Annotated in this window: 29 protein-coding genes; 15 read left to right on the top strand and 14 right to left on the bottom strand. The window is 62.0% G+C overall.

The annotated features are described in order from the left end of the window. The first annotated feature begins 126 nt into the window (after positions 1-126). Positions 127-1,056 (top strand): DUF2493 domain-containing protein, encoded by a 930-nt coding sequence (locus ACK3BB_RS26040; RefSeq protein WP_428929722.1) that lies wholly within the window; start codon positions 127-129, stop codon positions 1,054-1,056. A 221-nt stretch (positions 1,057-1,277) separates the two neighbouring features. Here the strand turns inward: ACK3BB_RS26040 and ACK3BB_RS26045 are convergent, their stop codons facing one another. Beyond that, on the bottom strand, positions 1,278-1,577 hold the full coding sequence (locus ACK3BB_RS26045; RefSeq protein WP_428929723.1) for a hypothetical protein: 300 nt from the start codon (positions 1,575-1,577) through the stop codon (positions 1,278-1,280). Between the two features lie 1,011 nt (positions 1,578-2,588). Between ACK3BB_RS26045 and ACK3BB_RS26050 the strand changes: the two genes are divergently transcribed. From ACK3BB_RS26050 to ACK3BB_RS26110, 13 genes are all read left to right on the top strand, one after another. Next, positions 2,589-2,741, top strand: a complete 153-nt coding sequence (locus tag ACK3BB_RS26050; protein ID WP_172720886.1) for a hypothetical protein — start codon at positions 2,589-2,591, stop codon at positions 2,739-2,741. Positions 2,742-3,172: 431 nt separating this feature from the next. After that, positions 3,173-4,054: an ArdC family protein gene (locus tag ACK3BB_RS26055; protein ID WP_428929724.1), complete on the top strand. Its 882-nt coding sequence runs from the start codon at positions 3,173-3,175 to the stop codon at positions 4,052-4,054. A 235-nt stretch (positions 4,055-4,289) separates the two neighbouring features. After that, entirely contained in the window at positions 4,290-4,478 is a 189-nt protein-coding gene (locus ACK3BB_RS26060) for a hypothetical protein (RefSeq protein WP_428929725.1), read from the top strand. Next, positions 4,453-5,193: a ParA family protein gene (locus ACK3BB_RS26065; protein ID WP_428929726.1), complete on the top strand. Its 741-nt coding sequence runs from the start codon at positions 4,453-4,455 to the stop codon at positions 5,191-5,193. The genes ACK3BB_RS26060 and ACK3BB_RS26065 overlap by 26 nt, the downstream gene beginning before the upstream one ends. Positions 5,194-5,196: 3 nt before the next feature. Then, positions 5,197-6,237 (top strand): ParB/RepB/Spo0J family partition protein, encoded by a 1,041-nt coding sequence (locus ACK3BB_RS26070; RefSeq protein ID WP_428929653.1) that lies wholly within the window; start codon positions 5,197-5,199, stop codon positions 6,235-6,237. A gap of 12 nt (positions 6,238-6,249) precedes the next feature. After that, positions 6,250-6,537 (top strand): hypothetical protein, encoded by a 288-nt coding sequence (locus ACK3BB_RS26075; RefSeq protein ID WP_428929654.1) that lies wholly within the window; start codon positions 6,250-6,252, stop codon positions 6,535-6,537. Between the two features lie 269 nt (positions 6,538-6,806). After that, positions 6,807-7,337 (top strand): hypothetical protein, encoded by a 531-nt coding sequence (locus ACK3BB_RS26080; RefSeq protein ID WP_428929655.1) that lies wholly within the window; start codon positions 6,807-6,809, stop codon positions 7,335-7,337. Continuing rightward, positions 7,334-8,515: a relaxase/mobilization nuclease domain-containing protein gene (locus ACK3BB_RS26085; protein ID WP_428929656.1), complete on the top strand. Its 1,182-nt coding sequence runs from the start codon at positions 7,334-7,336 to the stop codon at positions 8,513-8,515. The genes ACK3BB_RS26080 and ACK3BB_RS26085 overlap by 4 nt, the downstream gene beginning before the upstream one ends. Positions 8,516-9,251: 736 nt before the next feature. Then, entirely contained in the window at positions 9,252-9,692 is a 441-nt protein-coding gene (locus tag ACK3BB_RS26090; protein WP_428929657.1) for a c-type cytochrome, read from the top strand. Position 9,693: 1 nt separating this feature from the next. Beyond that, entirely contained in the window at positions 9,694-11,073 is a 1,380-nt protein-coding gene (locus tag ACK3BB_RS26095; RefSeq protein WP_428929658.1) for a multicopper oxidase family protein, read from the top strand. Continuing rightward, a complete protein-coding gene (locus tag ACK3BB_RS26100; RefSeq protein ID WP_428929659.1) occupies positions 11,070-11,474 on the top strand; it encodes a c-type cytochrome in 405 nt (134 codons plus the stop codon). The genes ACK3BB_RS26095 and ACK3BB_RS26100 overlap by 4 nt, the downstream gene beginning before the upstream one ends. Before the next feature lie 77 nt (positions 11,475-11,551). Then, positions 11,552-12,376, top strand: a complete 825-nt coding sequence (locus tag ACK3BB_RS26105; protein WP_428929660.1) for a DUF6692 family protein — start codon at positions 11,552-11,554, stop codon at positions 12,374-12,376. 11 nt (positions 12,377-12,387) lie between these two features. Further along, positions 12,388-13,149 (top strand): MauE/DoxX family redox-associated membrane protein, encoded by a 762-nt coding sequence (locus tag ACK3BB_RS26110; RefSeq protein WP_428929661.1) that lies wholly within the window; start codon positions 12,388-12,390, stop codon positions 13,147-13,149. Here the strand turns inward: ACK3BB_RS26110 and ACK3BB_RS26115 are convergent. The 5 genes from ACK3BB_RS26115 to ACK3BB_RS26135 form a co-directional block, all read right to left on the bottom strand. Next, the gene (locus ACK3BB_RS26115; protein WP_428929662.1) at positions 13,136-13,588 is read right to left on the bottom strand and encodes a hypothetical protein; all 453 of its coding nucleotides are present in this window, start codon (positions 13,586-13,588) and stop codon (positions 13,136-13,138) included. The two genes, ACK3BB_RS26110 and ACK3BB_RS26115, sit on opposite strands and share 14 nt — an antisense overlap. Positions 13,589-13,646: 58 nt before the next feature. Then, positions 13,647-14,525, bottom strand: coding sequence for a CopD family protein (locus ACK3BB_RS26120; protein ID WP_428929663.1), 879 nt, complete (start codon positions 14,523-14,525; stop codon positions 13,647-13,649). Positions 14,526-14,527: 2 nt separating this feature from the next. Beyond that, entirely contained in the window at positions 14,528-14,890 is a 363-nt protein-coding gene (locus tag ACK3BB_RS26125) for a copper resistance CopC family protein (RefSeq protein WP_428929664.1), read from the bottom strand. A gap of 93 nt (positions 14,891-14,983) precedes the next feature. Continuing rightward, entirely contained in the window at positions 14,984-15,700 is a 717-nt protein-coding gene (locus ACK3BB_RS26130; protein WP_428929665.1) for a copper resistance protein B, read from the bottom strand. Between the two features lie 29 nt (positions 15,701-15,729). Further along, positions 15,730-17,484: a copper resistance system multicopper oxidase gene (locus ACK3BB_RS26135; protein WP_428929666.1), complete on the bottom strand. Its 1,755-nt coding sequence runs from the start codon at positions 17,482-17,484 to the stop codon at positions 15,730-15,732. A gap of 273 nt (positions 17,485-17,757) precedes the next feature. On the opposite strand from ACK3BB_RS26135, the gene ACK3BB_RS26140 reads away from it, so the two are divergent. After that, on the top strand, positions 17,758-18,126 hold the full coding sequence (locus tag ACK3BB_RS26140) for a hypothetical protein (protein ID WP_428929667.1): 369 nt from the start codon (positions 17,758-17,760) through the stop codon (positions 18,124-18,126). A gap of 4 nt (positions 18,127-18,130) precedes the next feature. Here the strand turns inward: ACK3BB_RS26140 and ACK3BB_RS26145 are convergent, their stop codons facing one another. Genes ACK3BB_RS26145 through ACK3BB_RS26180 form a run of 8 tightly spaced genes read right to left on the bottom strand, consistent with a single transcriptional unit; the run spans position 18,131 to position 26,665 of the window. After that, positions 18,131-19,678 carry an LPD7 domain-containing protein gene (locus ACK3BB_RS26145; protein ID WP_428929668.1) on the bottom strand — a complete coding sequence of 516 codons (1,548 nt, stop codon included), beginning with the start codon at positions 19,676-19,678 and terminating at the stop codon, positions 18,131-18,133. Then, positions 19,671-21,797: a type IV secretory system conjugative DNA transfer family protein gene (locus ACK3BB_RS26150; RefSeq protein ID WP_428929669.1), complete on the bottom strand. Its 2,127-nt coding sequence runs from the start codon at positions 21,795-21,797 to the stop codon at positions 19,671-19,673. The genes ACK3BB_RS26145 and ACK3BB_RS26150 overlap by 8 nt, the downstream gene beginning before the upstream one ends. After that, entirely contained in the window at positions 21,794-22,795 is a 1,002-nt protein-coding gene (virB11, locus tag ACK3BB_RS26155; RefSeq protein WP_428929670.1) for a P-type DNA transfer ATPase VirB11, read from the bottom strand. The genes ACK3BB_RS26150 and virB11 overlap by 4 nt, the downstream gene beginning before the upstream one ends. Positions 22,796-22,827: 32 nt before the next feature. Continuing rightward, the gene (gene virB10 / locus ACK3BB_RS26160; protein ID WP_428929671.1) at positions 22,828-23,994 is read right to left on the bottom strand and encodes a type IV secretion system protein VirB10; all 1,167 of its coding nucleotides are present in this window, start codon (positions 23,992-23,994) and stop codon (positions 22,828-22,830) included. A gap of 2 nt (positions 23,995-23,996) precedes the next feature. Then, positions 23,997-24,845: a P-type conjugative transfer protein VirB9 gene (virB9, locus tag ACK3BB_RS26165; protein WP_428929672.1), complete on the bottom strand. Its 849-nt coding sequence runs from the start codon at positions 24,843-24,845 to the stop codon at positions 23,997-23,999. Further along, the gene (locus tag ACK3BB_RS26170; protein ID WP_428929673.1) at positions 24,842-25,528 is read right to left on the bottom strand and encodes a virB8 family protein; all 687 of its coding nucleotides are present in this window, start codon (positions 25,526-25,528) and stop codon (positions 24,842-24,844) included. Before ACK3BB_RS26170 ends, virB9 begins: the two co-directional genes overlap by 4 nt. Continuing rightward, a complete protein-coding gene (locus ACK3BB_RS26175; RefSeq protein ID WP_428929674.1) occupies positions 25,525-25,725 on the bottom strand; it encodes a hypothetical protein in 201 nt (66 codons plus the stop codon). The genes ACK3BB_RS26170 and ACK3BB_RS26175 overlap by 4 nt, the downstream gene beginning before the upstream one ends. Positions 25,726-25,771: 46 nt before the next feature. Then, positions 25,772-26,665, bottom strand: coding sequence for a type IV secretion system protein (locus tag ACK3BB_RS26180; protein ID WP_428929675.1), 894 nt, complete (start codon positions 26,663-26,665; stop codon positions 25,772-25,774). Positions 26,666-26,674: the final 9 nt, after the last annotated feature.

Here is a 26,674-nt window from a genome sequence, read left to right on the forward strand (position 1 = left end):
GAAAACTTTTGCGCCCGGCAAGCCGGCGGCTTCGCCGTCCCTGACCCGGACAGATTCGGTGAACCAGACGTACGGCCATGCCCCCACACTCACGTGGTGGCTCCTAAACCATCTGGAGATACCGACATGGCTTACGACAACGCAACCGCCTACGAGACCACCGAACTCTTCGGGCTGACGGAGAAGGGCGCCGTCCTGCCGATCCCCGAAGACGACGTCCTGAAGGACAGCATCACCCGAGAGACCTTCGAAGCGCTGCTCGGCCAGCTGCGCGGCACCGGGCTCGAGAGCGAGATCGAACCGCTCGCGCATGGGTTCGCCACGATCCTGCAACGCCGCAAGGTTGCACTCGGCAAGGAGCTTGACCGCACCGCCGACAAGATCGGAGCACTCGCAAAATCGCACGACGGATCGGAGATCGCGGAGACCGCGCTGGAAGAGGCCCAGGTCCGCTTCCTGCAGCTGAGGGAAATCGTCGGAGCCGTCGAGACGATGGCCGAGGCGGCGGCGGAATGCTACGAGGTCGAGACCGGCCATGCGTTCATCCCGGCCGCAGGCTCGCGGGCGAGCGTCCGGGCTCAAGAGACCGGGGCGGTCTTCGAAGCACAGCAGCTCCTGGAACAGCATGATCGCGAAACGGCTGCGAAGTCGAAGGTCGAGGGGGTGCCCCTGATCGTCTCGGGCGCCACCGACTGGACCGATATCGACGTCATCTTCAACACGCTCGACAAGGTTCGGGAGCGCATCCGGCAAAACCGCAGTCAGGAGATCTTCCTCTGCCACAAGGGCGGCAAGCATGGTGCCGAGATGATCGCGGCACGGTGGGCGCGAGCGCGCGGCGTCGCGCAGGCGCGCTTCGATCCGCGCTGGTCCGCACATGGGCGGGCGGCTCCGTTCAAGTGCAACGATGAGATGCTCGACGACAAGTTCGCCGCGACGGGTGTTGTGCTCTTCGGCGGCAACGGGGTGGCGCTGAACCTCGGGCAGAAGGCCGAGGCGAAGGGTTTGACCGTGATGCGGGTCGCCGATCCGGCGAAGAAGGCATCGGATAAATGACCGAGAGAGGGTCGCGCACGGCGCGGCCCCTTTTTCCGTTCTCTCGGGCTGTCTGCCAGCCGTAGGAAGGGACGGACTGAGGATCATTTCCCTGACCGGCGAAAGGGCGTTCCGGCCCGGCTTCGGCGGGGTCGTTTCGTTTGGGGCAGGACTGGCGCTATTCGCGCGGGAGCCGCTGTCGCGGCGAAATGGCCCCAGGAGGGGCCATTCCAATCCGTGAGCTAATGGCTCGCAGGCATCGGAACGATCAGCACATCCTCATCGGGGCACATCTGGCTGTGATACTGGATCATGGCATCGGCCGAGCGGAAGTGCTTGTGCTCGCCGGACGACGTCGTGAACACCGGCTCTTCCGTCTCGTCGGGGAAAACACCCATGACGACCCAGACGGTTTTGCCGTTCGCAGGGTCTCTATGGGGTTCGTAGCGCAGGCGGCCCCCTTCTTTGATGAACTGGCGCACCCTGTTGCCGAGTAGCAGGGCGCGCTTCGGTTGTCGGATAGCCTCGCTCGATTGGTCCATTTATTCCTCCTTCCTGGTCCGTTTGTGCCGTGCCACAGGTTGAATGACCGGCGCCGCAACGGGTCGTGTCGGCTCGCCGCTCAGAAAGAAGCGGTTGGCTGAGAACGTCATGCTGGCTCTCTGTCGGGAGCCCATGACGCCGGTCTTCGCATCTTCATTGAGAGAGATGCGAAAGCGGTCATCGTGGTCATTCACCAACAAGAACCAAGCCCGGAATTGCTACTTTGAAACAGTCTGGGGTTGAACCTTTCTGTTCCATCGTTGCGCGGAAAGACGCCAGTCAACGTCAGGGCAAGGCACTGAAAGTGGATATGTTTTTTAATGTGTCTCGGTCTCAGGAAGCGGCTGAAGTTCCGGTTTTAGGCGCATTCCTGGTTCGGAGATCGCATTGCCACCGTGATCCAGGACCAAATTTCTGACGGGTCGATTTTCGCCGAGCATTTGAGGCCGAGCGGTTTCCCAGCCTGGAATGGAGCGACCTTGGGAGCGGAGTTTCAGGCCGGAGCAGGCCCCGAACGAGACCCCAAGTATCGAGAGAGGGGCCTGTGGGAAACCGCGGCGGAACGTTGGGTCTGGGCGAATCCCGCGCAGGCGCGGGACCGCGTGCCGAGGTTCCGGTCGGCGCCGCCGCCCTCCACCCCGAGCCGGACACCCCCGTGCTCCCTTCGGCCAAGAGCGCTGCGGTCAGTCTCTCCGAGCCAGCCCTCAGCGCGGCCGAATGGTCGCTCAGAGGCCTCCGTCTCGGCCAAAGGTCTGGCCCGCATTTCGCGATCGGGTCGGGGTGGCGCAGCGCAGGAAGGAATGCGCAGGTTCGGGCATCCGTCAGTGTGCGAACGCGCCTTCGCGGTGTGGCGATTTGATTGGGAGAGCGTGCGCCGGCCACCTCCCGGTGCAAGGGCGAGCCCTTCTCCACTGCGCTGCGCTTCGTTGCGACCGCAGGCGGTGCACCCGTCCGGTCTGGGCCGTCGCGGTGATCTCCCGAAATCATCCATCACCGAAAGGAGCACCACAATGAACAAGATCATCGCCCGTTTGCGCTCAATCCTGCGAAGCCTCACCACCAAAGCGAACCTCAAGATCTCGGTTGCGCTCAGCGTCCCCGGTTTCCTCAAGGTCGAGGTCAGCTACTCCCGCAACCTGGATCGGCCTCCGGAGGAGGGCTGATGGCGGCCGCCGGCCTCGGCTAGCTGAACTTCCCGTAAAGATCAGAAGAGACCCGCGCAGTTTGCGCGGGTCACATGGTTTCAGAGGTCAGGACAGGGGATCGACGGGCTTGCGCCCGCTCACCCCCGCCCTGGCAGTTTCCTTTGGTCTGGTCCGCCCAACAGACCTGCCCCGGACAGTCAAAAGACAAGCGCCGCGCAGGCGCGTCGTCTCCGACGAGGACCGTGTCCTCGGCCTCTGGCCTGCGGGCCGCACCATCCTCGTCTCCGATCCTTTGACTGTCCGGTTCGGGCCCGTGGGTCGGGCTTCGCCCTCCCCCACTCTGTTCCGCCGAAAACATGCGTTTCCGGTCGGATCAGGTGGCCGAGGCGCAGCCCATCGGCGGAAGGAGGGCACCAAGCCTCCCCGTCCCACCAGTCAGGAGGCCACAAATGGCTAAATCGGATTTCGACATCTACCAGCACGTCACCAACCAGATCATCGAGGCGATGGAGGCGGGCGTTTCGCCGTGGCGCAAGCCGTGGACCGGCGGCGAGCAGGGCGGCACATTCCCGCTGCGGGCAAATGGCGAACCCTATCGGGGGATCAATGTGCTGATGCTCTGGCTTGCCGCCCATGCCAACGGGTTTGCTTCGGCGCATTGGTTCACCTTCAAGCAGGCCAAGGACCTTGGCGCGCATGTGCGCAAGGGGCAGAAGTCCTCGACGGTGGTGAAATACGGGACCGTCGAGCGTGAGAATAATGACGGCGAGGCGGTCGCGATCCCCTATGCGCGCGCCTATCGCGTCTTCAACGCGGACCAGATTGAAGGCTTGCCCGAGCAGTTCTACACCCGTCCGGAGGTGCAGGAGGATCTTGGCACCCGTCCCCTGCCGGAAGTTGATGCTTTCTTCCAAGCGGTCGGGGCGAATGTCACGCATGGCGGTGTAAGGGCGTGCTATATCCCGGCGGAGGATCGGATCCAGATGCCGCCCGTGTCCGCGTTCATCTCGGCGCAGCACTACACGGCAACGCTCTGCCACGAGGTCACGCATTGGACAGGGCATCGGTCGCGGCTGGACCGCTTCAAGGTCGGTAGCACCAAGGCGGACTATGCCCGCGAGGAGCTGATTGCAGAAATCGGCAGCTGCTTCCTTGGCGCGCGCATTGGCGTCGAGCCGACCATCGACGAGGCCGCATCTTACCTCGATAGCTGGCTCGGGGTGTTGAAAGAGGACAAGCGGGCGATCTTCAAGGCCGCGAGCGCCGCGCAGAAGGCCGCAGACTTTGTTCTGGAGGCCGCCGCCGCCGGCGGGGCTTTACGCGCCGCCTGAGCAGATCGGCAAGACTTCGCAAGGGGCCCGCAATTGCGGGCCCCATCTGTTTGAAGTCCATACATATGTATGACTCTATGGACGCCACTACAGGCACGCGGCCTGGCCCCAGGAAAAATTTGCCGCGCCGAGACAGATGTCTCGTCGCGGCGGCCTGTGGCCGAGGTCAGTCGCCCTGCATCAGGGTGCCGCGCATATGTCAGCCGAAATCCGACTGCGTTTTGCGGAGAGGTCGATGCGCAATCCAACACGCATGTTTTCCATGAATATGCCCGTCGACGTGCATCGCGCCCTGAAGCGCGAGGCCGTCGAGCGGGATACGACAATGGGCGAGATCGTCCTGGAGGCGCTTGAGCTTTGGGGCTTGAGCCAGAAGACTGACGAGGAGGGAGCAGACCGTGACGACAATCGTCATCGCGAATAATAAGGGCGGTGTCGGCAAGACCACCGTGGCGAGCCAGATTGCCTTTTACCTTGGTCGTTCAGGCTATTCTGTAATCGCCGTTGATCTGGACGGGCAACGCAACTTGACCAGCGCCATGGGTGGTGCGCGGGTCGTCGGTAATGCGTTGCAGATGCTCGAGGGTGGCGGAGCGCCGAGCTTTTCCGTCGATCCTGGCGAGGTCGTCCTGATCGAAGGAGACCGCGACGTGCCTGTCAGCTCGGACGATGCGGTGCTGCAAAGCACCGTGGCGGCGCTGGACGGCTTGGACGGCGCGGACTTCTGCATCGTGGATACGCCGCCGACATTCTCGGCGCTGGTCTACGGCGCGCTTCTGACGGCGGACTTCATGTTGTCGCCCATCGAGCTGAAACGGTTTTCACTCGATGGTGTCGAGGGCGTTCTGAAAGCCTTCGTGCAGGTGCAGGAGATCAACGAGGGCATCCAGTTCCTGGGCCTGCTGCCGTCGCGCTTCGACGCCGTGAAGAAGAATGAGCGCGAGACCCTGCTCGCGGTTGCGGAGTCCTATTCCAACCTTCTGGTGCCACACGCCATCCGGAACCGGGTTGGATACGAGGCGGCAGAAGCAGAAGGGATCCCGGTGTTCGAGGTGCCGACCGCCAGCGGCAAGGAGGCTGCCGCCGAGTTCGGGGCCTTCTTCGACTGGTTCATCGAGGCTATCGAGAAGGAGGATTGAGCCATGGCCGAGAAGAAATTTGGCAGCACGATGCAGACGCTCGACCGTCTCAAGAAGAGCGGCGATCTCGCGGCCCTGACGCGGAAGAACAAACCGGCGCAGGCCGGGCAGCGTGACATCCCGCTTGACGACATCGTGCCGGACCCCGAACAGCCCCGTCGGCATTTTGACAAGGAACAGTTGGCGTCGCTGGCGGAGAGCATCCGGACCCAGGGTGTTCTTCAGGCGATCACGGTGCAGCCTGCAGATGAGGCCGGGAAGTACGTGTTGATCATGGGTGAGCGGCGTTTTCAGGCTGCGAAGCTGGCGGGACTGACCAGGATCCCCGCCGTTGTTCGCGAAATGACGGATGCGCTGCGCATGGCGCAGCTGACCGAGAACGTGCAGCGGGCCGACCTGACGACCCTTGAGGTCGCGGAGGCGGTCGCTGCGATGCGGGCGGCGGGCCAGTCGCGCAGTGCGATCGCCGAGGCGCTTGGCTGGAACGAAGGCGAGGTGTCCCGCTTCGCCGCCCTGGCCAGGATGCCGGATGTGTTGCGCGACGCGGCCGCCCGGAACGCGCCGATCCGCGCGCTGTCGGATTTGAACACGCTCTGGAAAAAGGACGAAGCCGCCGTTCGGAAGTTTCTCAATGAGACCGAGGCGGTAGATATTTCTCGCGTGACCGTCGAGCGCCTGCGGGGAGAGATCGAAAGCCAACAGACCGCGCGCGACGTGCGTGCCGTCGTACCGCTTGCACCGGAAGGACCTCAGGCGGAAAGTCCGAGGGATACCTTCGATGCAAGCTTTGAGATGGCGGAAGCGGCAGGGGAGGGGAGCGAGCCAGGTGAAGCGCCAGCGGCAGCTTCTCAGACCGTGCCCCGGCCGCGCGTCGCCAGCGCCTCGCCCGCCCTTTTGGTCCGTCATGCCGGACAGCTTGGCCGGGCCTTGCTTGATCAGCTTGCCTCGAACAGCAAGTCCGTTCTCATTCGTTTCGAGGAAGATGGCCGGGTGGCAGAAGTGCCCCTGGTCGAGGTCGAGCTGGTGGAGTTGCTGCGGGACTGAGGAGGACGAGAGATGGTGAATATCGCGCTTTGGAATGCAATGCTGCTGATCCGCACGCCGGTTCAGGCGGCGCTCACGGTGCTGATGGTGCTGCATCTGGTTGCCGCTGTGGCCGGAGCCGTCATGATCTTTACTGGCTACGGCGTCGAAGCGGTTGATCAGATCCCCTTCGTCTATCGGCTCATTGCTCCCGTTCTGATGGCTGGTGTCTTTGTCATTCTGAGCACTTTGTCCTTCTATCTCGATAGCCTTGTCTTCCGCGTCACCCCGCGCAATCGACTGCTTTCCCTCTGGGGCTAGCCCTCGGCAAAGCAGGCCTGACGAATCGAAACGCACCGCCTTCGGACGGTGCGTTTTTCTTTGCGACCAGCGCTGGGTCACGCTCTTTCGATGTGGTCCCGGACCGCATCTCGCGCCCGCGGCGGCATCTTGCCCAGCCTTGACGAAGAACGCGGAAAACGTGGTCCCGGACCACGTTCGGGGCTAGGTTTAAGACTAATGCAGGATAGGCTAAGCGCCAGCAAGTAATGCACCTTTGAGGTAAAATGCCGACAAAGAAAAAAGCCGCGATGACCTATCTGCCGCCTGATCGCCATGCCCAGCTGGCGGCGCTGGCGGCATCGGAAGGGCAAACGGTGTCGGTCCTCTTGGGGCGCCTGATCGGTCTGGCGCTGGATGGGGACGAGGCCGCGCCGCCGCCCAGCCGTCCGACTTCCCGCGCGCGGCGGGAGGGCAAGGTGACGGTCCGACTGGCTTCCGACGTGCGGCAGGATCTGGAGGAAGAGGCGCGGTCCCAAGGCGTCACGGCATCCACTTGGGCTGCCGCGCTGCTGTCGGCCCGGATGCGCAATGCACCGCAGATGGTGTCGGGCGAGAGACGGGGCGTTCGCGCCGCCTACCGCCAACTTCGCGGGTTGGCTGTGAACGCCAACCAAATTGCCTATGCCCTGAACCGAGGTGTGTTGACCGGGGCGGGCGCTGATCTGACCAAGGCGGAAGTCGAGGCTCTGCGCCAGGACGTCGCCAAGCTGCGCATGGCGCTCAGCGTCTATGCAGAAGGCCGTTTCCAGTTCCAGTCCGGGGAAGATGATCAGTCGTGAGTGATTTCAAATCGGAGCTGGGGTTCCAGGATTGCTGGGACTCAGAGGCCAACAGAAAGCTGAATAAGCCGGCTGGAGGATCCGTCGACAGCGGGGGCAGAAAGCGCAGGGCTGGCGCCCAGGATGCGGATCGTGCAACTGCGCAGGCACAGACGATTTCGGCGGCAGATAAGGCGCGGCTTGCCCGTGTCGTCAAGGGTGTGCCGGAGGTCATGGTGAAGGTGTCTAAACCCGCCAGGAACGACAAGTCCGGCAATCCGATCAAGGTCAGCCGAGCATCAGAAGCGGTCAGGGCCTCGGAGCATCTCGCCTACATCAGCCGAAACGGAAAGATCGAGGTCGAGAACGATCGGGGCGAGACCTTTTCGGGACGGCAGCAGGTCAGCGTCATCTATCGCGAATGGATGGAGAAGCACGACGAGGATCGCCGCGAAGGCTCTGCCACGGACCGGACGAGGATCACGACCAGTGTCGTATTCTCGATGCCCGGCACGGCAAATGCGGAAGCGGTGAAAGACGCGGTCACGGCACTGGCAAGGCAGGAGTTCCAAGGGCGGCACGACTACGCGATGGCCCTGCACACGGATACGCATCACCCCCATGTGCACCTGACGCTGCGCACGATTGGCGAAGACGGTCAGAAGCTGAACCTGCGGAAAGCCGATCTACAACGCCTGCGGGATACGTTTGCCGAGAAGCTAAGGACACGCGGGATCGAGGCGGAATCCACCCCTCGCCATGCCAGAGGCGTGACGCGCCGAGGAGAGGTGACGCCGGTCCACAAGATCAGACAGCGGGGCGGTAAGCCCTTGGCCGATGCCCGGAAGATGCGCCAGGTCCGGCGCGATCTCGAAGATAATGGCGGTCGCCTACCGCAAAAAGCCTGGGATGATGCGCTGATCGCGCGGCGCAACAGGGTGATGGCGACTTATGACCAAGCCGCAACGATCTTGGCTGGCTCAGCCGACCCGAAGGACCGTGACCTGGCGCGCGAAACCAAACAGTTTGCAGCGCGACTAACCGAGACGACCACGCAACGTGCTGATATGGCCCGGTCTCTGGCGGGGCAGGGGGGCACGCGCTCCGTGCTGCGCGGACGCGGACATGCAGTCGATAGTCCAGAGCGTCAGCAGGATCTATCGAAGGGGAGCCCAGACAGGGGGGGACGTCAACGATAGAGACTGTTGCTGTGTGGGAGGGCCGAAAGCCTTTTGACGGCCTCGCAAGTTCTAAAACCTGCCGTTCGGGAAATCTACGGCGAATAGCGTGTCAGAGCCCGAACTGACCATGATCTGCCGCGGCTTCGCTGCGGGTGCATTCGCCCGTTCCCAGCTCTCGGCGACTTTACTTGCCTACGCTACATGGCACCGAATTCCGACACTAAGGTGGGATTGTGGCTATCGGCTGCGCAAGCGATTGAGGCTGAGAGCAGCAGAATCGGCGCGGTTTTGGGATTGACCATGCCACCGTCCGAACCCATTTTTGATGCTGCAATCGAGGGTCTTTATGCGCCTAATCGTCGTAATCGTCCTGACCAGCCTCATGATGCTGGCTGCCTTTCCGCAAATGTCTGCGGCAGGGTCTGCGATGCATGACTGTGCGGCCTGCCCAGAAACGACGATCCATACAGATCAGCAGGCCCAGGCGGACCAGCACCAAGCTGACGCGCCTTGCGCAGACATGGCGATCTGCGCATCCTATGCCCTTCTCGATACCAGTCAGCCTCTCCGTGACACTGATCTGCCACGCCTCCGTCATGCGTGGCCGGAGCCACAAAGTGGCACGACGATCAGTCTGTCTCTGGACCTCCCACCTCCTCGCGCCTGAGCCAGCTCCAGTTGAGTCTGGGTCGATTTCGATCGACCCATCATCAGAGCGCGCGGCCCGCAAAGCCGTGCAGGCCAGGATACTATCATGAACAAACTCACCGTCGCCGGGGCCGCGATTATTGTCGTGGCGCTTGGTGCTTATGCAGTCACCCGCTCCTCCGAGCAAACCGCCCCAGTTCAGGAAACCACGGCGCCAGCGGAGGGCGCGGCCATGGTGGCCGTCACTCTTCCCGATACGTTGTCGCCCGAGGGGACGATGGGGAAGCGGGCTTTCGATGCGGTCTGCGCTGATTGCCATGGTGACAATGCCGCCGGGAAAATGGGGATCGCCCCGCCGCTGATCCACAAGATCTACGAGCCGTCGCATCATGGCGACATGGCCTTCCAGATGGCGGCTGCGAACGGTGTACGCGCGCACCATTGGAAATTCGGAGACATGCCGCCGCAGCCCGGGGTGACCCGTGCGGATGTGACGTCGATCATCGCCTACATCCGCGAAGCACAGCGCGCCAATGGGATCAACTGATATGAAGATGACACGACGCGCCTTCTGCGCAGGTCTCGCTGCTGTGCCACTGGCGCGCCCTACACAGGCTCAGGATATGGCGCTCCTGACAGCCAGGGAAGCCACAGTGCAGCTTGCCCCGGATGGCTATCCGGCGACGCCGGTCTGGAGCTACGACGGGACGATCCCTGGCCCGGTCATCCGCGCCGCTCAAGGCAGCCGGTTGCAGCGACGGCTGGTGAACACGCTGGAGGTTCCGACCTCGGTTCACTGGCATGGCATCCGGATCGACAACGCCATGGATGGTGTCGCGGGGCTGACCCAGAGTGCGGTGCCGCCCGGTGAGAGCTTCGACTACGCCTTTGATCTGCCCGATGCGGGAACCTATTGGTATCACGCCCATACAAATTCGATGGAACAGGTCGCGCGGGGTCTCTCCGGTGCGCTGATCATCGATGAGGCCACACCGCCGGATGTGGACCGGGACGACGTCCTGATGATCGACGATTGGTTGCTGGACCCTGATACGGGCCTGTTCGTCGATGACTTCGCAGCGCCGATGACGCGCAGCCACGGAGGCCAGATCGGCAACCTCGTGGGCGTGAACGGGCGCTACGATTACAGGCTTCCGGCCCGGCAAAACGAGCGGCTGCGGCTGCGGCTGATCAACTCGGCCAATGCCCAGATCTTCGGACTGCGGCTGGAGGGGATGATCGGCTGGACGGTGGCTCTCGACGGCATGCCTCTCGACACGCCGGAACCGGTGACGGATACGCTTGTGCTTGCACCGGCACAGCGCATGGATCTGATCGTCGATGTCACCGCCGAGGAAGGGGAAACCGCAGGACTTCTCTTTGCCGCAGCGGATGATACTTGGCGCGTACTGGCTGAAGTTTCTGTCGAAGGGCGTGCCGCCTCAGTTCCGCGCGGTGCGCCTCAGCCCTTGCCACGCAATCCGCGCATGGAGGTTGTGGGCGTCGACACCGCGCCTGTCCTTGAGATGCCGCTGCAGGGCGGTGCGATGCGCGGCCTGGAAAGCGCAGCCTTCAACGGGCAGAAACTGACCTGGCAGGAGTTGGTGCAACAAGGACAGTTCTGGGCGCTGGCCGGACAGGCCGGGCTAGGAGAGGCGCCGTTTGCCACGCTTTCGCACGGCGAGACGGCCCGCATCCGCATGACCAATGACACGATTTTCCCGCACGCGATGCACCTGCACGGGATGCACTTCAGGACGCGTAAGGAAGACGGAAGCCTTGGTCCTCTACGGGACACGGTTCTCGTCATGCCCAACGAGATGACTGAGATCGCCTTCGTTGCGGACAATCCGGGAAAGTGGCTGCTGCATTGCCATATGCTGGGGCACGCAGCTTCGGGAATGACGAATTGGATCATGGTCGCATGAAGGGCCTGATCGCACTTGCAGCAACTCTTGCAAGCTGGGCGCAGGCCGTTGCGGCGGAGGAGGGCATGGATGGCGTAGCTCTGTATCAGCAGAACTGTGCATCCTGCCATGGGACGGAGCTTCAGGGGCAGCCGGACTGGCGCAGCCCCGGTCCCGACGGCCGCCTGCCTGCGCCACCCCATGATGCAACGGGCCACACCTGGCATCATGGCGACGACATCCTGTTCCGCATCACGCGGGATGGGACTGCCGCGGTGGTCGGCGGGGGATATGAAAGTGACATGCCCGGCTTTGGCGACAGCCTGAGGGATGCGGAAATTCGAGCGATCCTAGACTACATCAAATCCACCTGGCCCGAGCGCGAACGCGCCTATCAACGTGAAAGAACTCAGCAGGAATAGGTCGAAAAAAGTCAATTTTAGGGGAACATCCACCCACTGGAAGGTTGTTATTCCCCTAAACGCACTCGGAGGTGACGATGGCCTATTCCCGCTTTTTTGTGATGATTGCCGTGTCTACGGTCCTGATGTTCGGGTTGATGTACCTGAACACGTATCTGATCAGCCATATCTTCTGGTCAGAAACACGCGCCTATATCGCAATCGTCATGGGGGCGGTTATGGCCTTCGTCATGCTGGCCTTCATGCTCGGCATGTATAAGAACCGCACGCTCAATATCGCGATATTCGCGTGCTCCATCATCGTTTTCGCAGGGGCGCTCTGGCTGGTGCGCAGTCAGGTGACGGTGCAGGACCGCGCCTACATGCGGGCGATGATCCCACACCATTCAATCGCCATCATGACGTCGTCCCGTGCAGAAATCACCGATCCCAGGGTGCGCACCTTGGCGGATGACATCATCTACGCCCAGGATAAGGAAATCGCGGAGATGCGCTATCTGATCGCGGACATTTCGGCGAATGGAGAGGCGACCCCCGCTGGGGATGAACCGGCAGCCGAGTTGAAACCCGCTCAGGACGCCCTGTCCAGCGAGGTCGTTTCCAAGGTCGATCCGGAGTTCCTGACGCAGGCAGATATCGCCCAGGTCTTCCCGGATGGGGCCGCGTGCAGCTTCACCTACACTGAGACGAGCCCGCCCGTGTTCGTGTCTGGAAATGGCACTGCCTTGGTCAAGATCAGCGGTGATCTTGTGCAACTCGATGGCGGGGAAGACAGCTTCGCCACTGACCCGATCGCGATCGAGGTGCGCGACACGGAAGATGAAAGTCTGCAGGATTTCATCATCAGCGCGGGCCCTGACTACGAGGCCGGTTTCCGCGGTCAGTACGCCTGCACGAATTGAGGAAGATGATCATGCCAAAAGATACCACGAAAACCGCCGTTCTCTACCGCATGGTCATGCCCGAGCATACCTGCCCCTTCGGTCTTAAATCCAAGGACTTGCTTGAGCGCAAAGGCTACGCCGTCGAAGATCATCACCTGAAGACCAAGGACGAGACTGAGGCCTTCAAGCGCGAGCATGACGTCAAGACGACGCCGCAGACCTTCATTGACGGGAAACGGATCGGGGGTCATGACGATCTGCGCATTTTCCTCGGGATCGACCCACCCAAGGAAGAACAGAGCGACACGACATATCGACCTGTCATCGCGATCTTTTCGGTCTGTGCCCTGCTGGCGCTTGGGCTGGCGTGGCACCAATACGGGACGATCCTGACCTGGCAGAGCTTCCAGTGGTTCATCTCGCTGTCCATGACCGTGCTTGCGATCCAGAAGCTTCAGGACGTCGAGCAGTTCTCGACCATGTTCCTGAATTACGACCTGCTGGCGAAACGTTGGGTGCCCTATGGCAAGATCTACCCCTACGGCGAGGCCCTGGCCGGCATCCTGATGACTGCGGGCGTGCTGACATGGATCTCTGCACCCGTCGCCCTGTTCATCGGGACCATTGGGGCGGTCAGCGTGTTCAAGGCCGTCTACATCGACAAGCGCGAGTTGAAATGTGCCTGCGTCGGCGGAAACTCCAACGTGCCGCTCGGCTTCATTTCCCTGACCGAGAACCTGATGATGATCGCGATGGGCCTCTGGATGGGGAGGCTAATTATTGGGGGCTGACATGCGTTAAGATGGCTATTTGACCCTCTCTAAAATGCAACTTCAAGGTCAGGTGGTCCCCTGGTAAGAGTCCCGAATTGAGGTCTGTCAAACGAGCGCCGATGTGCGAACTTGCCAGATCAAGTGACTCATCTTGCATGATTGGCAAGCCATTTTCGATACTACTTTGGCCAAAGGCATTCTTGTAGAACAATTCGCCGCCAGCAGAAGCATCAGAGGAGATACCTTGAAGGTATACGTCTCGGTAAGAAAAGTTATCAATTACAAAATTTACTGTCGCATTCTTCCCTCGTTGGCCTTGAGTAACATGTACGTTTTCGATTGTGACACCATAAAACGCTTCTGCAGAAGTTGGTAGTCCGTCGGCGAGTGCCATTTGAGCAAGAAGTCCGGCCGCACCCACAAGCGCAACTAAAGTCCTAGATCGAGCCTTGCTCATTGTGGCTACTCCTTTCCAAAAGCATGTCGTTGCGTCGAAGCTGATCCAAAGGACAAGTTTACCCAACATGTTCTGGCGCTACAGTTGAGGTGAAGGTTGCAGTGACAATCAGGATTAGGACGAAAGCAACCGCTTCCAATCGGATCGAAGACTGCAATGGATTGCCATCCCCGGTTTCTTCGAGAGCGGGGGTCAATCGCAGCTTGTTCAGCCCTGCAAGCCCAAGAAGCAGAGCCACCACCGCCAGTTTCAGCATCAGGAATTGCCCCCAGGGTTGGGTCAGGACCGCGATTGGATTGCCCGCAAGGATCACCAAGATTACCACACCTGCAGCGACCAGCAGCCCGACTACGACCAGCGCCGCCTGTCCGAACCGTTTGACAGTGCGCGCCGCCGCCTCGTTACCGCGCCCAGCCATGTCATAGAGAGGGTAAAAGCCTCCGATCCAGAAACTGGCAGCAAGGATGTGGATGACAAAAAGCGTCGAAAGCGCCAGCCTTGGGTCGCCGGTTGCGTGACCACGCAGAGCGAAGCTGACGGCCACAAGAACAACACCAAGTACCGCCACAAGGCGTGTCCAACTACGATCTAGGACGATGCTCGCGATTGCTAGAAGACCAAGAACGTTGGTTTCTACCGACAGCCCAAGAGGGCTGGACAGGACAATCTGGAGCATCATTGGATCAAGCGCTCCACCGAACCCGCCATAGAAAAAAGCTGCCCGCAGCGCGATATTCAGAGCGCTGTACACGATGCCAGCTATGGCCGACCATGCTGCAAGCCGCCTGAGGCGACGGCTTGCAGCGGCATCCAGCTCAGTCAGGAGCCAGAGATTAATGACGGAGCCCGCCGCAAGCAGGACACTGACATACATCCCCGCCTTGACGAGGATCGAGGCGATCTGCACCGGTTCCAGTGCGGCAAGAACTCCGCCCATGATCAGTTCGCGACCTTGAACGCGAAGCTGCCATTCATCGGGTGGCCGTCCGGCGACATGCCGCGCCAATCGACCTTATAATTGCCCGGTGCGAGCTTGGGCAGCTTGCCTTCCCAGGTTTTCACGGACTCATTCGCAGCAGGACCGTTGATCTTGTAGGTCTTACCGTCCGGCGCTTTCATCGTGACGGTGGTGATCTGCATGGGGTCTTTGAACATCAGGTGCATGACCTTGGTGTCCGCGCCGACCGTCTGGCCGTTGCCCGGCATGGTCATCATGCCCTTACCATGTGCCGATGCAGCGCCTGCGCTCAGGGCCAGACCGACCGACAGTGCGGCGGACGTCAGGATAGTACGAAGTTTCATTGGGATGCTCCCTTGGTTGGTTCAGGTTGAAAAGGCTGCGCCCTCATGGCCTTCCATCGCGTTAAAATGCTGATGCAGAGAGGGCGCAGAAAATCAGAACATGAAGTTGATGCCGACGACGCCGGTCAGCTCGTCGACCTCATGGCCATGATCGCGCAGAATGTTGGCTGTGCCGCCGAAGGCGCGTTCGTAGTTCACGCCGACATAGGGCGACACGCTGCGGCCGATCAGGTCATAGCTCAGACGCAGTCCCAGCTCGACAGAGCCGCCGCCCGCCACGATTTCTCGCTCGGGATCATCCGCCAGCGGCAGGCTGACCTCGAGAGACGGCGTCAGGATCAGCCGGTTGGTCAGCAGGCCTTCGTACTCCACTTCCGCCCCGATGTAGGGATATTCGGAAACATAGAGCGCCGCCTCGACTTCGAACCACTGCGGCGCGAGGCCGGTCACGCCGAAAGCCCCATGATAGCGCTCGGGCGCGCCGTCCGGCGTGGAGGCGGCGACCCCGACGAAGCCATCGAAGAAATCGGTGATCGGTTTCTGGAGGCGGATCTGATTGACCATCTCTTCGAAATCGCCGCCCTCGATCTTCGCGCCTTCGCTCTTCCAGACGAGCCGCAGTTCGTCGTTGCCGACCCATGCGTCGAATTCCCAGGCAAAGGAGTTCTCCTCATCGCCCATCCGGTATTCGAGCTTGTCGGTCCGCACGCCCCAAACTGTCGGGGAAACGCCCACCTCTGCCATCGCGACAGAGGTGAAAGTCAGCGCAAGCGGAAGGCCGAGGGCCGTTCCAAGCAGCAGTTTTTTCATGTGATTAGTTTCCTTGGAATACGCGCCCATCAGGACGGGCCGCCTTCGACGATGACCTTGCGGAACATGCCGCCGGCCATGTGATAGGAGAGGTGGCAATGGAAGGCCCACTGGCCGGGAGCGTCGACTTCGGTCTCGGTGTAGAGCGTCGTTCCAGGTGCGACGCTGACCGTATGCTTCACGGGGTCGTATGCCCCTTTGCCAGTGTCGATGATCGTCCACATCCCGTGCAGGTGCATCGGATGCGCCATCATGGTCTCGTTGACGAACTTGAAGCGGACACGCTCGCCATACTTCAGGCGGATCGGATCGGCGTCCTCGTATTTCACGCCGTCGATCGACCAGATGTAGCGTTCCATGTTGCCAGTGAGGCGGATCTCGATCTCGCGGGTGGCGGGGCGATCACGGTAGAGCGGCTTGCGCGCCGTGAGGTCTTCGTAGCCAAGGAACTTGCCGCCATTGGCCGCCGTCGGGATCAGCCCGCTGCCCGGTGCATAGAAGGCAGCGCCCGGTGCGCCTTCAGAAGGAACGACGGGCATGCCAGCGGACATGTCCATGCCGCCCATATCCATCCCGGAATGGTCCATGCCAGACATATCCATGCTGCTCATATCATGGCCGGAGTGATCCATCCCGGACATGTCGAACCCGCTCATGTCCATGCCTGAGTGGTCCATCCCGGACATGTCCATACCGCCCATGTCCATTCCCGAATGATCCATCCCGGACATCATGCCCCCCATGTCTGCCATCGTAAGCAGGGGCTGAGGCCGCATCCTGTAGTAGGGGCCGACCATGCCTTCGGACGGGGCCAGCGTGCCTCGCACCATCGCGGTGCGACCCGCGCTCTCGCCGATGATCGAATAGGCCTTGGCCTCACGCGGCTGGACGATCACGTCGTAGGTTTCCGCCACGGCGATGCGCAGCTCGTCCACCGTGACCGGCTTCACGTCATTGCCATCGGCCTGGACCACCGTCATTTTCAGACCAGGCACGCGCACGTCGAAATAGGTCGTCGCCGAGGAGTTGATCAGGCGCAGGCGCACCTTCTCGCCGGGCTTGAAGATGCCGGTCCAGTTCTGCTGGGTGCTGGCCCCGTTGATCAGCGGTGTGAAGCCCTGAACATCCTCGATATCCGTGGGCATCATGCGCATAGCACCCCACATCTTCCGATCCTGAAGTGCGGCTTTCAAACCCTCGGCACCCGCGTCCTCGATCAGGTCCTGCGCCGTGCGTTGCGCGCGGTTGTAGTAGTCTGCCGAAGCTTTCAGGTTGCGGAAGATCCGCGATCCACTGTGTGGATGCTTGTCGGTGAACTGCACCACGTAGTCGCGGTTCGTCGGCACGGCCTCGCCGCCTTTTGGGGCGATCACGATGGCACCATAGGCGCCGTCAGGCTCCTGGAAACCCGAATGGCTGTGGAACCAGTAGGTGCCTGCCTGTTCGATCGGAAAGCGGTAGGTGAAGGTTTCGCCCGGCTTGATGCCGTTAAAGCTGATGCCCGGCACGCCGTCCTGCTGGAACGGCAGGATCAGGCCATGCCAGTGGATGGACGTGCTTTCGCGCAGATTGTTCTTCACGCGGATGACGACGTCTTCGCCTTCCTGGAAGTGCAGGATGGTCGGGGTCTGGCTGCCATTGTAGCCGATGCCGTTCTTCTTGAAGGTTCCGGTGTCGATCCGGACCTTGTCGACGGTAATGTCATAAGTGCCAGCCTGCGCGGGCAGGCCGAGGGCAAGCCCCAGCACTACGGCGAGAGGCCGCAGGAAGTTCGTGTGTTTCATGTGTTTTCCGTGAGCGCGGACCAAAAAGATGGCCCTGCAAAGAGGAGATCACTGCCGAGCAGTGAAGGGAGGGAGAAGGATCAGATGGGCCAAGGGTTCAAACCTGAAGAAGGCCGCAAATGATCGGATTGCCGGACGTAGCCGCTCGGGCACGCCGCAATCAACGCCGGACAGGCGCGCTCAGGCCAGAGGAGGCCGAAGGAAGGAAAGAAGAACGGACTGCAGAGCCATGCGTGGTTCAGCCGGAGAAAGGTCCGCGATCCGGAAATCTTTGTGCAGGTCGACAGCAGACGTATTTCCAGACTGATCTGTGCAAGCAACGCTGGCACAATGAAGCAGTCCCATTGGCTTGGGCTGCTGCTCAGTCTCGAAGGCAGTGTCGGCCATCTGATCCTGAAGAACGTATACTTCGTCACCATGCACATGCTGAGCCGCAGGCGCTGCACAATGTTCGGCCATTGGCATCACATGCGCAAACGCACTCGTCACAACGAGCTGCAATGCAACAAGAATGATGAAGACCCTACCGAGCATACAGTTTCCCTTCGTCCACCGACGACAAACACTTCCTGGTGGTCAGTCGTCAAGTCCGAAGAGGCCCTCCAGTTGCTGGAAGCTCACGACAATGTGAGGTTAACATGACGCTCTATCTAGAGCGGCTGCCCTTGGTCTGGTCCGGCATCTGGCGTTCAGGAACAGGTCTCGTTTCCTTGGCGGTCGCTCCACGCACTTGAGCCTCCTGCTCCTTGGTGACGTTGGCTAGTTTCTGGACAGGGATCGGTCTTCCGGATTTCATCCCTTGAGATAGAAGCTTGGCGGCGTGGTCGCGGGCAGTCTCACGGTCCTTTTCCGAAACCCCTTCAGCCCGGAGCCGCGCGTCCATGTGGGCCAGAACGCTGGCCGGACCTTTGGCGGCATGGTCGCCGGGTTCGTAGCGCTTGATCCGGTCTTCGAGCCGATCTGATTTGGTGTCCTGCTCGCGCTGCTTGTCAGCCATTGGCGTCTCCTCGGTGGTTGCCTTCGCCGCAGATGTGCCCTGTGTCGCGCGTTGCGGCTGTGTTTCACGCTCGATGTCCTTGGCGTCCCAGAGGCGGCGGAGTCCCTGACGTTCGACTTCCTCGCCGGTCTTCTGGTCTTTGGTCTTGTAGGTCACGGGTTCGACGCGGGGAGAGAAGAAGGTCGCGCGGTCGCCGACCTTCAGGTCATGCTTTTCGAGCGCGGCAGGGAGGGTGACGCTCCAGATATGCTCTTCCTTGCCCGCCTTGCTGGTTAGGGCGACGAAGGGCACCGGGTCCGCCCCTTCGCGGTTGCGATAAGGGGCGGTGCCGATGTCGGTGATCTTGCCGGAGATGCCGTCAGAGTAGCTTTGGCGCGGCACGCCCTGCTGGTTTTCGCGGCCGGTCGTCTTCGCATTGGCGGGTTGGGAGGCACGGTCCGTCCGCTCGATGGCGCGTTCCCCGATCATCTGAGACCGGCGGTTGGCTTCCTCCTGATCCTTCTCCGTGGGGCGATAGCCCTGAACCTTCAGGCCCTGGGCGGTACCTTCGACCCACATCTCGCGCCGGAACTCCTCTGGCCCTTTCGCCTTGAGGCTCTGCCAGCCGCGATGCGAGGCCAGCTCGATCATGTCCATTGCGGTCCCGCGATCCGCGTTTCGGGTGCTGAGCTGGTCGCCCTTGTCGATGATCGCAGGCCGGGCGTCATCATAGGATCGGTAGAGGTCCTGCTGACCCTTCGCCTTCGTGACGAGAAACCTGTCGTGGTAGTTGACCGGCAGGTCAAAGCGATCCTGATCCGGTTTGGCCTTTTGTTTCTCGCTAGGCGAGATCGAGCCCTGGTCCGCTGAGGCCTTATCGGGGCTGGCCTTCTCCGCGACCCGTTCATGATAGCCGGTCCAGAAGTCCATGTTGGTCTGCGTCATGCGGGAAGGGGCCGCGCCATCGCGGTTGAGGTCGGTGAGATCCTTGCGGACGCTGTCGAGCGTAGGGACGGATTTCTGGATTGCCCTCCCGATGGTGACCGTATGGGCGACGGTACGCGCGCTTTTCTCCGTGGCCTCGATCACGCGGGGGCGCTGGCTGGCGTCGGCATCCGCGAAGGCACGCCCTGCGGCGGCGGCCGAGGTGAAGCGCTCTTCCTTGTGGTTATGCGCATAGGAGAGCGTGAAGCTTGTGCTCTTGTCCGTCTCAGGCATTCCGTTTCCTTTCGGCTTTCGCGGGGGCGACGTCACAGCCAAGGGCGGCGAGGATATCCGCTGCGCCCTTGCGTGTTCCGACCTGTCCGGCCTTGTTCAGCTCCTTGATTTTCGCCTGTGCCTTCTGCCCGCTCAGGGCCAGCCGGTCGAAAGAGATGCCTTCGGGGTTGGCGATCTCCTCGTCGGTCATCGGCACCTCGGCAGGTTCGCCATTGGCGACGTTCGCGGCTTGGAAGGCTTTCAGACCGGCAAGTTTGTCGACCTTGTCCTGTAGGACGGAAACGCTTTCGCGCAGGGTCGCGTTTTCATTTCTGAGGGAAGCCACGGCGTCACTCAGGGCGTGGCGGTCGATCTTGGGGACCACGGGCGGCGGCACCTTGGAGCGTTCGAGAAGCGCGGCTTCGGCATAGAACCTGATCTTCTTCGCCCGGATTGGTGGATGTCCCGAGACGAAGACCAGCGCCTCGCTTTGGTCCATTTGCAGAAGCTCCTGCGGCAGCATGAGGGAGCGCTTCTGTTCGCTGTGGCTGACGGTCGTGCCCTTGCGGTTGGCAAGGTATTTGGACTTGGACTCGCTGCGGGCCTCAACGCCATGCGTGCCGAGCCGTTCCGACAGGTTGCGCGCCTCTTTCACCCCCTTCGGGGTGAAGACTATGCTGACGCCGGAGTTGTCCATGTAGGCATCGGCGCCGTCCTGGCCATAGATGTCGGCCAGCTGGGCCGGGGTCTGGACGATGGTCAGCACCCTCATCCCGTAGCCCGCGAAATAGCCGATGCCGCGCTTGAAGGCCGGAAGCTCGCCGACCGAGGCGAACTCGTCCATACAGAGCAGGATCTTGTGTTTCAGGGCGGGATTGTGCTCGGGCAGTTCCTGCATGTTCGCATCGACGCAGGACTGGAAGAAGAGGTTCATCAGCGGCCCGAGGCGACCGAGGTTGTTGGGCGTGATGCCGACATAGATCGTCATCCGCTTGCGGCGCAGATCAGCGAAGGAGAAATCCGACGTGGCGGTCGCGCGGTCGAGCATCGGGTTGGCGAAGAGGCCAAGATTGGCGGTGATCGTGGATTTCACGCTCTCGAAGGTGTTCTCGCTTTTCGACAGGAAGTCGTTGAGGGTCGTGACGGTCTGAAGAGACAGCGGACGCCCTGAGGCCTTCCTGTCCTCGATCCGCTTCTGGAAGGCCTGGACGAAGTCAGGGGTCAGGGTGAGCTGGCGGTAGATTTCGCCCAAGGTGAAGGGCCGTTCCGGAGTCTCGGCCAGATAGCCACCGACGCCGACAAAGGCCGTTTGTGCTGCCCGGTCGAAGAACGGGTCTTTCGAGGCGACCGGAATGAACAGATCGGCCAGCCGCTGAAGATCCTCGATCTGGTAATCGGTGCCGCGCCGGACCGTCGAAAGCGGGTTCCAGCGATGTGTGCGACCGTCCGGATCGAGGGGATCGAACAGGAACACCTCTTGGCCGCCTGCCTTGCGGAAGCCTGCGGTCAGGGTCCAGTTTTCCTTCTTGATGTCCAGGACCACGGCAGAGTCCGGCCAGTTGAGAAGGTTCGGGATCACCACGCCGACGCCCTTGCCGGAGCGGGTCGGGGCATAGAGCAGAACGTGTTCGTCGCCGCCATACATCAGCAGGTTCTTGGGGGTCAGATGCCCGGCCTTCTGGATCTTGACCGCGCCGCCTTGCTCGACTGCGCGGCCCCATTTGTCGACCCGCTTGCCATAGTGTCGGGAGGGCAGGGAGCCGGTGAAACCCGCGATCAGACCAGCCTTCGACCTCATGCCCGCCTGCTGGATGTCGCGGGCGCGTGCGAACTCGGCGCGGCCATGCACGTCCGGTTTCGGCTGCGCCTTCAGGATGGCGGCGGCGATCACGATGGTCGGCAGGAGCCCGGCATAGGCGGAGAGCTTGATCCACTTGACCGTCTCGGGATCAGTGTATCCGGCCAGTGCCGCCTGCGGCCAAAGCAAAAGGTCGCGGGGCATGTGGAGTGGGACCTTCAGCCCCCACTGCATGACATAGGCGGCGGTGACGAGCCCCCCGGCAACGGCGAACACGACCGCAGCCGAGATCGCGGCAGCCCGCGCGGGTGTGCCGAGGCGATGCCAGTTCTGGACGATCATGCGGCACCCCCGAGCTTTCTGCGGGGATCGAAATAGACCTCGGTGACCCTGCGCCCGGCGGCGGTCTTCTTTATCTGCACGACCACATCGACCATCTGGTAGAGCATGTCCTTGATCTCGTCGCGCTTGAGGTCGCGCCCCGCCTCGCTTTCCTTCACCAGAAGGGCCAGCTGTTCGAAGGCGAGCGTGGCGGAGTCGGCGTGTATGGTGGTGATCGACCCGCCATGCCCGGTGTTGACGTTGCGCAGGTAGTAGAACGCCGAGGTATCGCGAAGCTCCTGGAGGAAGATGCGGTCGGGTCGCATCCGGAGCGCGCTTTCCAGCAGGTCGCGCGCCGTGACCTTGGCCTCACCTTGACCACCCTTGGAATAGATCATCCGCACCACGTTGGGCTGTGGAAGTTCCAGCTCGACGGTGTCCTCGATGGTGATCAGCCGTTCATCGGTCGGGATCAGCGGGATCAGCGCCTTCGAGAAGGTCGTCTTGCCCGAGCCGGTGGAGCCCGAAACCAGGATATTCTTCTTCGCCAGCACGGCGGATTTCAGGAAGGTTTTCCAGTCGCCGTTGCGGTGATGGTCAAGCAGGGCGTCATCCTCGCCAGACAAGGCGGAGGGGGCGTTGGTGACGCCCTCGAACATGCCCTGACCCAGAAGCTCATCGAGCGTGAAGGTCCGCTGCGCCGGTTTGCGGATCGTGATGCTGACCGTGCCCGCCGGAACGGCAGGCGGCAACACGATCTGGATGCGCTCGCCCTGCGGCAGGGAGCCGGAGAGGAGTGGCGTCGTTTCGTTGATCTTCTGCCGCGAGAACGTGCCCACGGTCGCGACGAGGCCGGTCAGGAAGGCGTAGGTCAGGTCGGGCAGTTCGACCCGTTCCCATGTTCCGTGGGCATATTCGACGAAGACCTCGCCGGGGCGGTTGATGCAGATTTCCAGAACGTCGTGGCGTTCAAGGAAGGGCGACAGCGGGGCCATGTGAGAGGCCAGCGCCGGGGGCACGGGCCTTTCTTGCGGCAGGATGGGCCTCTCGATCATTTCAACCGGTAGACGCCGGAGAAATCGAGATCGCGCGCCACCATGACCGACACCTCTTCGCCTTGGTTCTTCCGCAGGATCACGGGCACGTCGATGGTGTTTTCCAGCTCCGTCTGGGCGAGGCTGCGCGCCGCCGCGCGGGAGTTTTCATAGGAGTCATCATCGCCATCGCCGGAGGTGGTGGCGACGATCAGGGCATCGTCGATGATCGACAGCATCATCGTGCCGCCGAAGCGGGTCCAGAACTGGGTGTCGATGTCGCCATCAAAGCCGGTACGACCAAGGGCATCGGCGCCGGGCGAGCCGAGGTTCACGATCACGCCGTTCGGTGTTTCGGCTCGGGTCCAGATGACGAAGAGGCGTTTGCGGCCCCGCTGCATCCCGCCCTTGTACTCGCCAACGATGCGCGTGCCGCGATCCAGAAGGATCACCGCGCCCGTGGTCGAATAGACATCGTCGGTCACGGTGCAGCGGACCATCCCGGGGGCCGTGGAATCCATCGCCGTGTCGAGCGAACAGGGGATCGTCGTGCCCTGTGTCACGGTCAGGTTCGGATGGGCGAGAACGGTGGCCTTCTCCGATTGCCGGTCGCTGGTGACGAGCTCGGCCGCCAGTCCCGTCATCTTGCCGCCCGCGCCCTCGGCCGAGCCGCCAAGGAGATTGGCCCCGGCATCGGTGCCTGCCTGGGCTGCCGATCCGGAAAGCCCCGTCAGGTTGCCCTGATAGGCCATGACGGGTGCGCGTTTAGAGGACTCGTAAAGCTGTTCGGCCTCGCTCGGTTCCGCAGGGGCCAGTTGTTCTTCCCGTCGCACGCGCTCGATCGGCCCGACTGGCGCTTCGGGTTCGGGGTCTGCCACCTCTGGCTCGGCTTGCTGCTCCTGCTCTCGAGGTAGTTCCGCAGGTTCGAAGTTCTGCCCGGGCCGGATCGTGGTCTGCTGGCGCTCGGTTTCCTCGGGCGGTGCAGGCTCTTCGTCGGAAGGCCATTGGAGGAAGGCCATCGTGCCAAGAAAGACCAGGCCAGCGGCGACGAGGAATTTCTTGTTCTTCTCGTTCAGACCGGCGGATTTGGCGCTGGTGATCGAGGAGATGCCGCGCTCGCCCTCGATGCCGTTCTCAACGGGTTCGGGCGCACCGTCCTGCGGTGCTTGCTCTTCAGTCGTCATGATCACTGTCCGATGATTTCGCGCTGCACGGAGCGGCTGGTGGTGCCGGTGCCGGTGTAGCCACCAGACGAAGATCCCAGCCCCATGTTGTAGAGTGCGGTGACCTGGTTCCCGAGGCGCAGGCGCATCTCGCGGGCCACGTCATGCACGATGATCTGGTTCTTGCGGACCGTGGTGTTCGCCATGCGCTCGGTGCCGGTGCTGTCCACGACAAAGACCGAGGGCATCCGGTTCATCCGCGAGAAGGTCAGAACCGTCATTTCCCCGTTGTCGTAGGCCTGCGACGGCTGAAGGTCATGCGATCCGGCGACCAGATAGCGCCAGTTCTTCGAGCCGGAGGTTGCCAAGGAGTCCGCCAGCCTTGCCTTGGCCGCCTCTTCCTGCGCCCGCGCTTTCTGGTCTGCGGCTTCTGCGCGGCGGCGGTTGGCCTCGTCGGTCGGGTAGGCGAACCTGATCTGGAAATAGACATCCTTGGAGTTGTTGGTGATCGCGCCGTCCCGGACGATCAGCTCGAAGGAATAGGTTCGGGTGGTGCCGTCCTCGCGCATGGTCGCGATCTGAAGGTTGGTCGGCGGGTTGGCCTCGCGCGGCTTGAGGTAGAGGATATTGCCGCGCGGCACGATCTCCCAGGCGACGGTGTCACCGCTGCCCACGTCGATGATTTCCTCGGTCTGGGCAAAGACGACCTGCACGGAGGTCCGCAGGGTGCCGACGACACGGACCACGTCCCATTCGTTGTAGCTGACGGACCGAACGCGGCTGTCGGAACGCGACGGGTTGGGGATGTCGAGCGCCAGGGCAGGCGCGGCGGCGAGCGCCAGACAGGTAATGAGGGCTGCACGTCGGATCATTCCGTCACCTCCGGGTCGGCCCGATAGGTGCTGACGATGAAGCCCAAGGGATTGATCGTGCGATCCTCGGTACTGATCTTGGCATCGGCGTCGAAGTCGAAGCCGATGGTCGAGACCCAGAGGCTTTGCGTCGTCAGGTTGTCGCGTTCGTTGGTCTCGGTCTTGTAGAACCGGACCTGTGCCAGCCCGTCGTTCAGGAAGGAGATCGAGCGGATCTTGATCTCGGCCTTGCTGTCGGTGCCATAGGCGTATTGCGGGCTCTTGGGGTTGGAGCCGTTGTAATAGGTCGAGAAGCGGGCCTGTTCCTCGGGCGAAGACATCAGTGTCACCTCGTGGAAGATCGCTTCCCTTTCGGCATAGGTGTAGCCCTCGCGCTCACGGACATAGCGGGCGAGGAAGTAGCGGGTGACTGCCTCGTCATAGGTGGTTTCGCCGTCGCTGAGCCGGGTCATGACCTCGGGCACGCCGCTAGCCTGATCGACCCGGATGACGAATGGCACCACTTCCTTGAGCGGAGCCATGAAGCCGACAGCGGCCACGCTGGTCAGCGCCATGACGCTGGCGGCCCCGGCGATGATCCAGGCTGTCCGCTTGGAGCGTTCGGCGGCGAGGCGGCTGTCATAATCGAAGCTGCGGGCCTCCTTCAGATAGGCGGCAAGGTCCTTGTCCTGCGATACCGTCATGCGTCGTTCCCCTCCCGCGTGTCCGCGATCTGGGGCGTGACGCCGATTTCCTTCTGCTTTTCGAGGACAGCGGCCTGATAGTCCCACTTGGTCGGATTCAGAGGGCGGACGACCGAGCCTTTCACACCCGGCAGCGGCGTCGTCGTGGCGCAGGCCGAAATGCTGAGGACGGCCATCAGGAGGACAAGTATCTTCATCGCGTAACCTTGGAGTCTAATCGTGGAAGAGGTGGATTTGTCCGCCTCAGCTCTGTCGTGTCGCGGAGCCGCCGGAAGGGGGCGTGCTGCCTCCCTGCCGGGGAGCCGCATTTCCCAGAAGCTTCCGCTCCACGAAGCGCTGCGCGGCGCCGGTCGAGGCACCGGCCCCGGCGCTCAGCGCCGCCGCGATGGAGGGAAGCAGGAAGAAGAAGATCGTGCCGCAGAACATCGCGACCATGAAGGCTGAGATCGAAGCGGCCCCGTCGTTGATGTTGAAGTTTGTGTAGACGTCCCCGACGAAGGCCGTGATCGTCATCATGAGAACCGTCACCAGGAGCTTCAGGAGCGTGAAGTTCAGAGACTGGCTCAGCCATGCGAAGAACCATCCACGCGTGACGTCGAAAAGGGCGAAGGCGATGAAGATCGGACCAATCGCGGCCATCAGAGCGAGCCCGAAGTGCACGACCAAGCTGACGACAAATGCCAAGGCGGCGAACGGCACGGCAATGAGTATCAGAACGATGGAGAGGACATACCCGTAGATGGAGCCGGCAAGGCCGGAGCCATAATGCTCCTGAACCTCGAGGCTCAATTTCCCTGCCATTGCCATCACGGGATCGGAGGGCAGGTCGGCCGAGCCGCCGGTCAGCGTTTCCACGAAATCAGGGATGCCGTTGAGAATCGTGTCCCCGACCCAGGACGAGTAATCGCCGGCGCTGGACACGAGGGTCCAGATGATCGCCAGTTTTACGCCGCGCAGGGTAAAATCCATCAGCGGTTCGTGGATGGAGCCACGGATGATCGCCCAGCCATAGAGAAACAGGTAGATTGTCAGGGCCGCCGTCAGCGGTGCAGTCAGCTCGGAAGAGATGGTGCTGCTGATGTCGTTCATCTTGTCGGTGAGACTGTCAGCAAAATTGTCGTAGAGCGCTTGCAGCATGGTGGCGGT

It is taken from the genome of Marinibacterium sp. SX1, assembly GCF_050389775.1.
Classification (GTDB): domain Bacteria; phylum Pseudomonadota; class Alphaproteobacteria; order Rhodobacterales; family Rhodobacteraceae; genus Marinibacterium.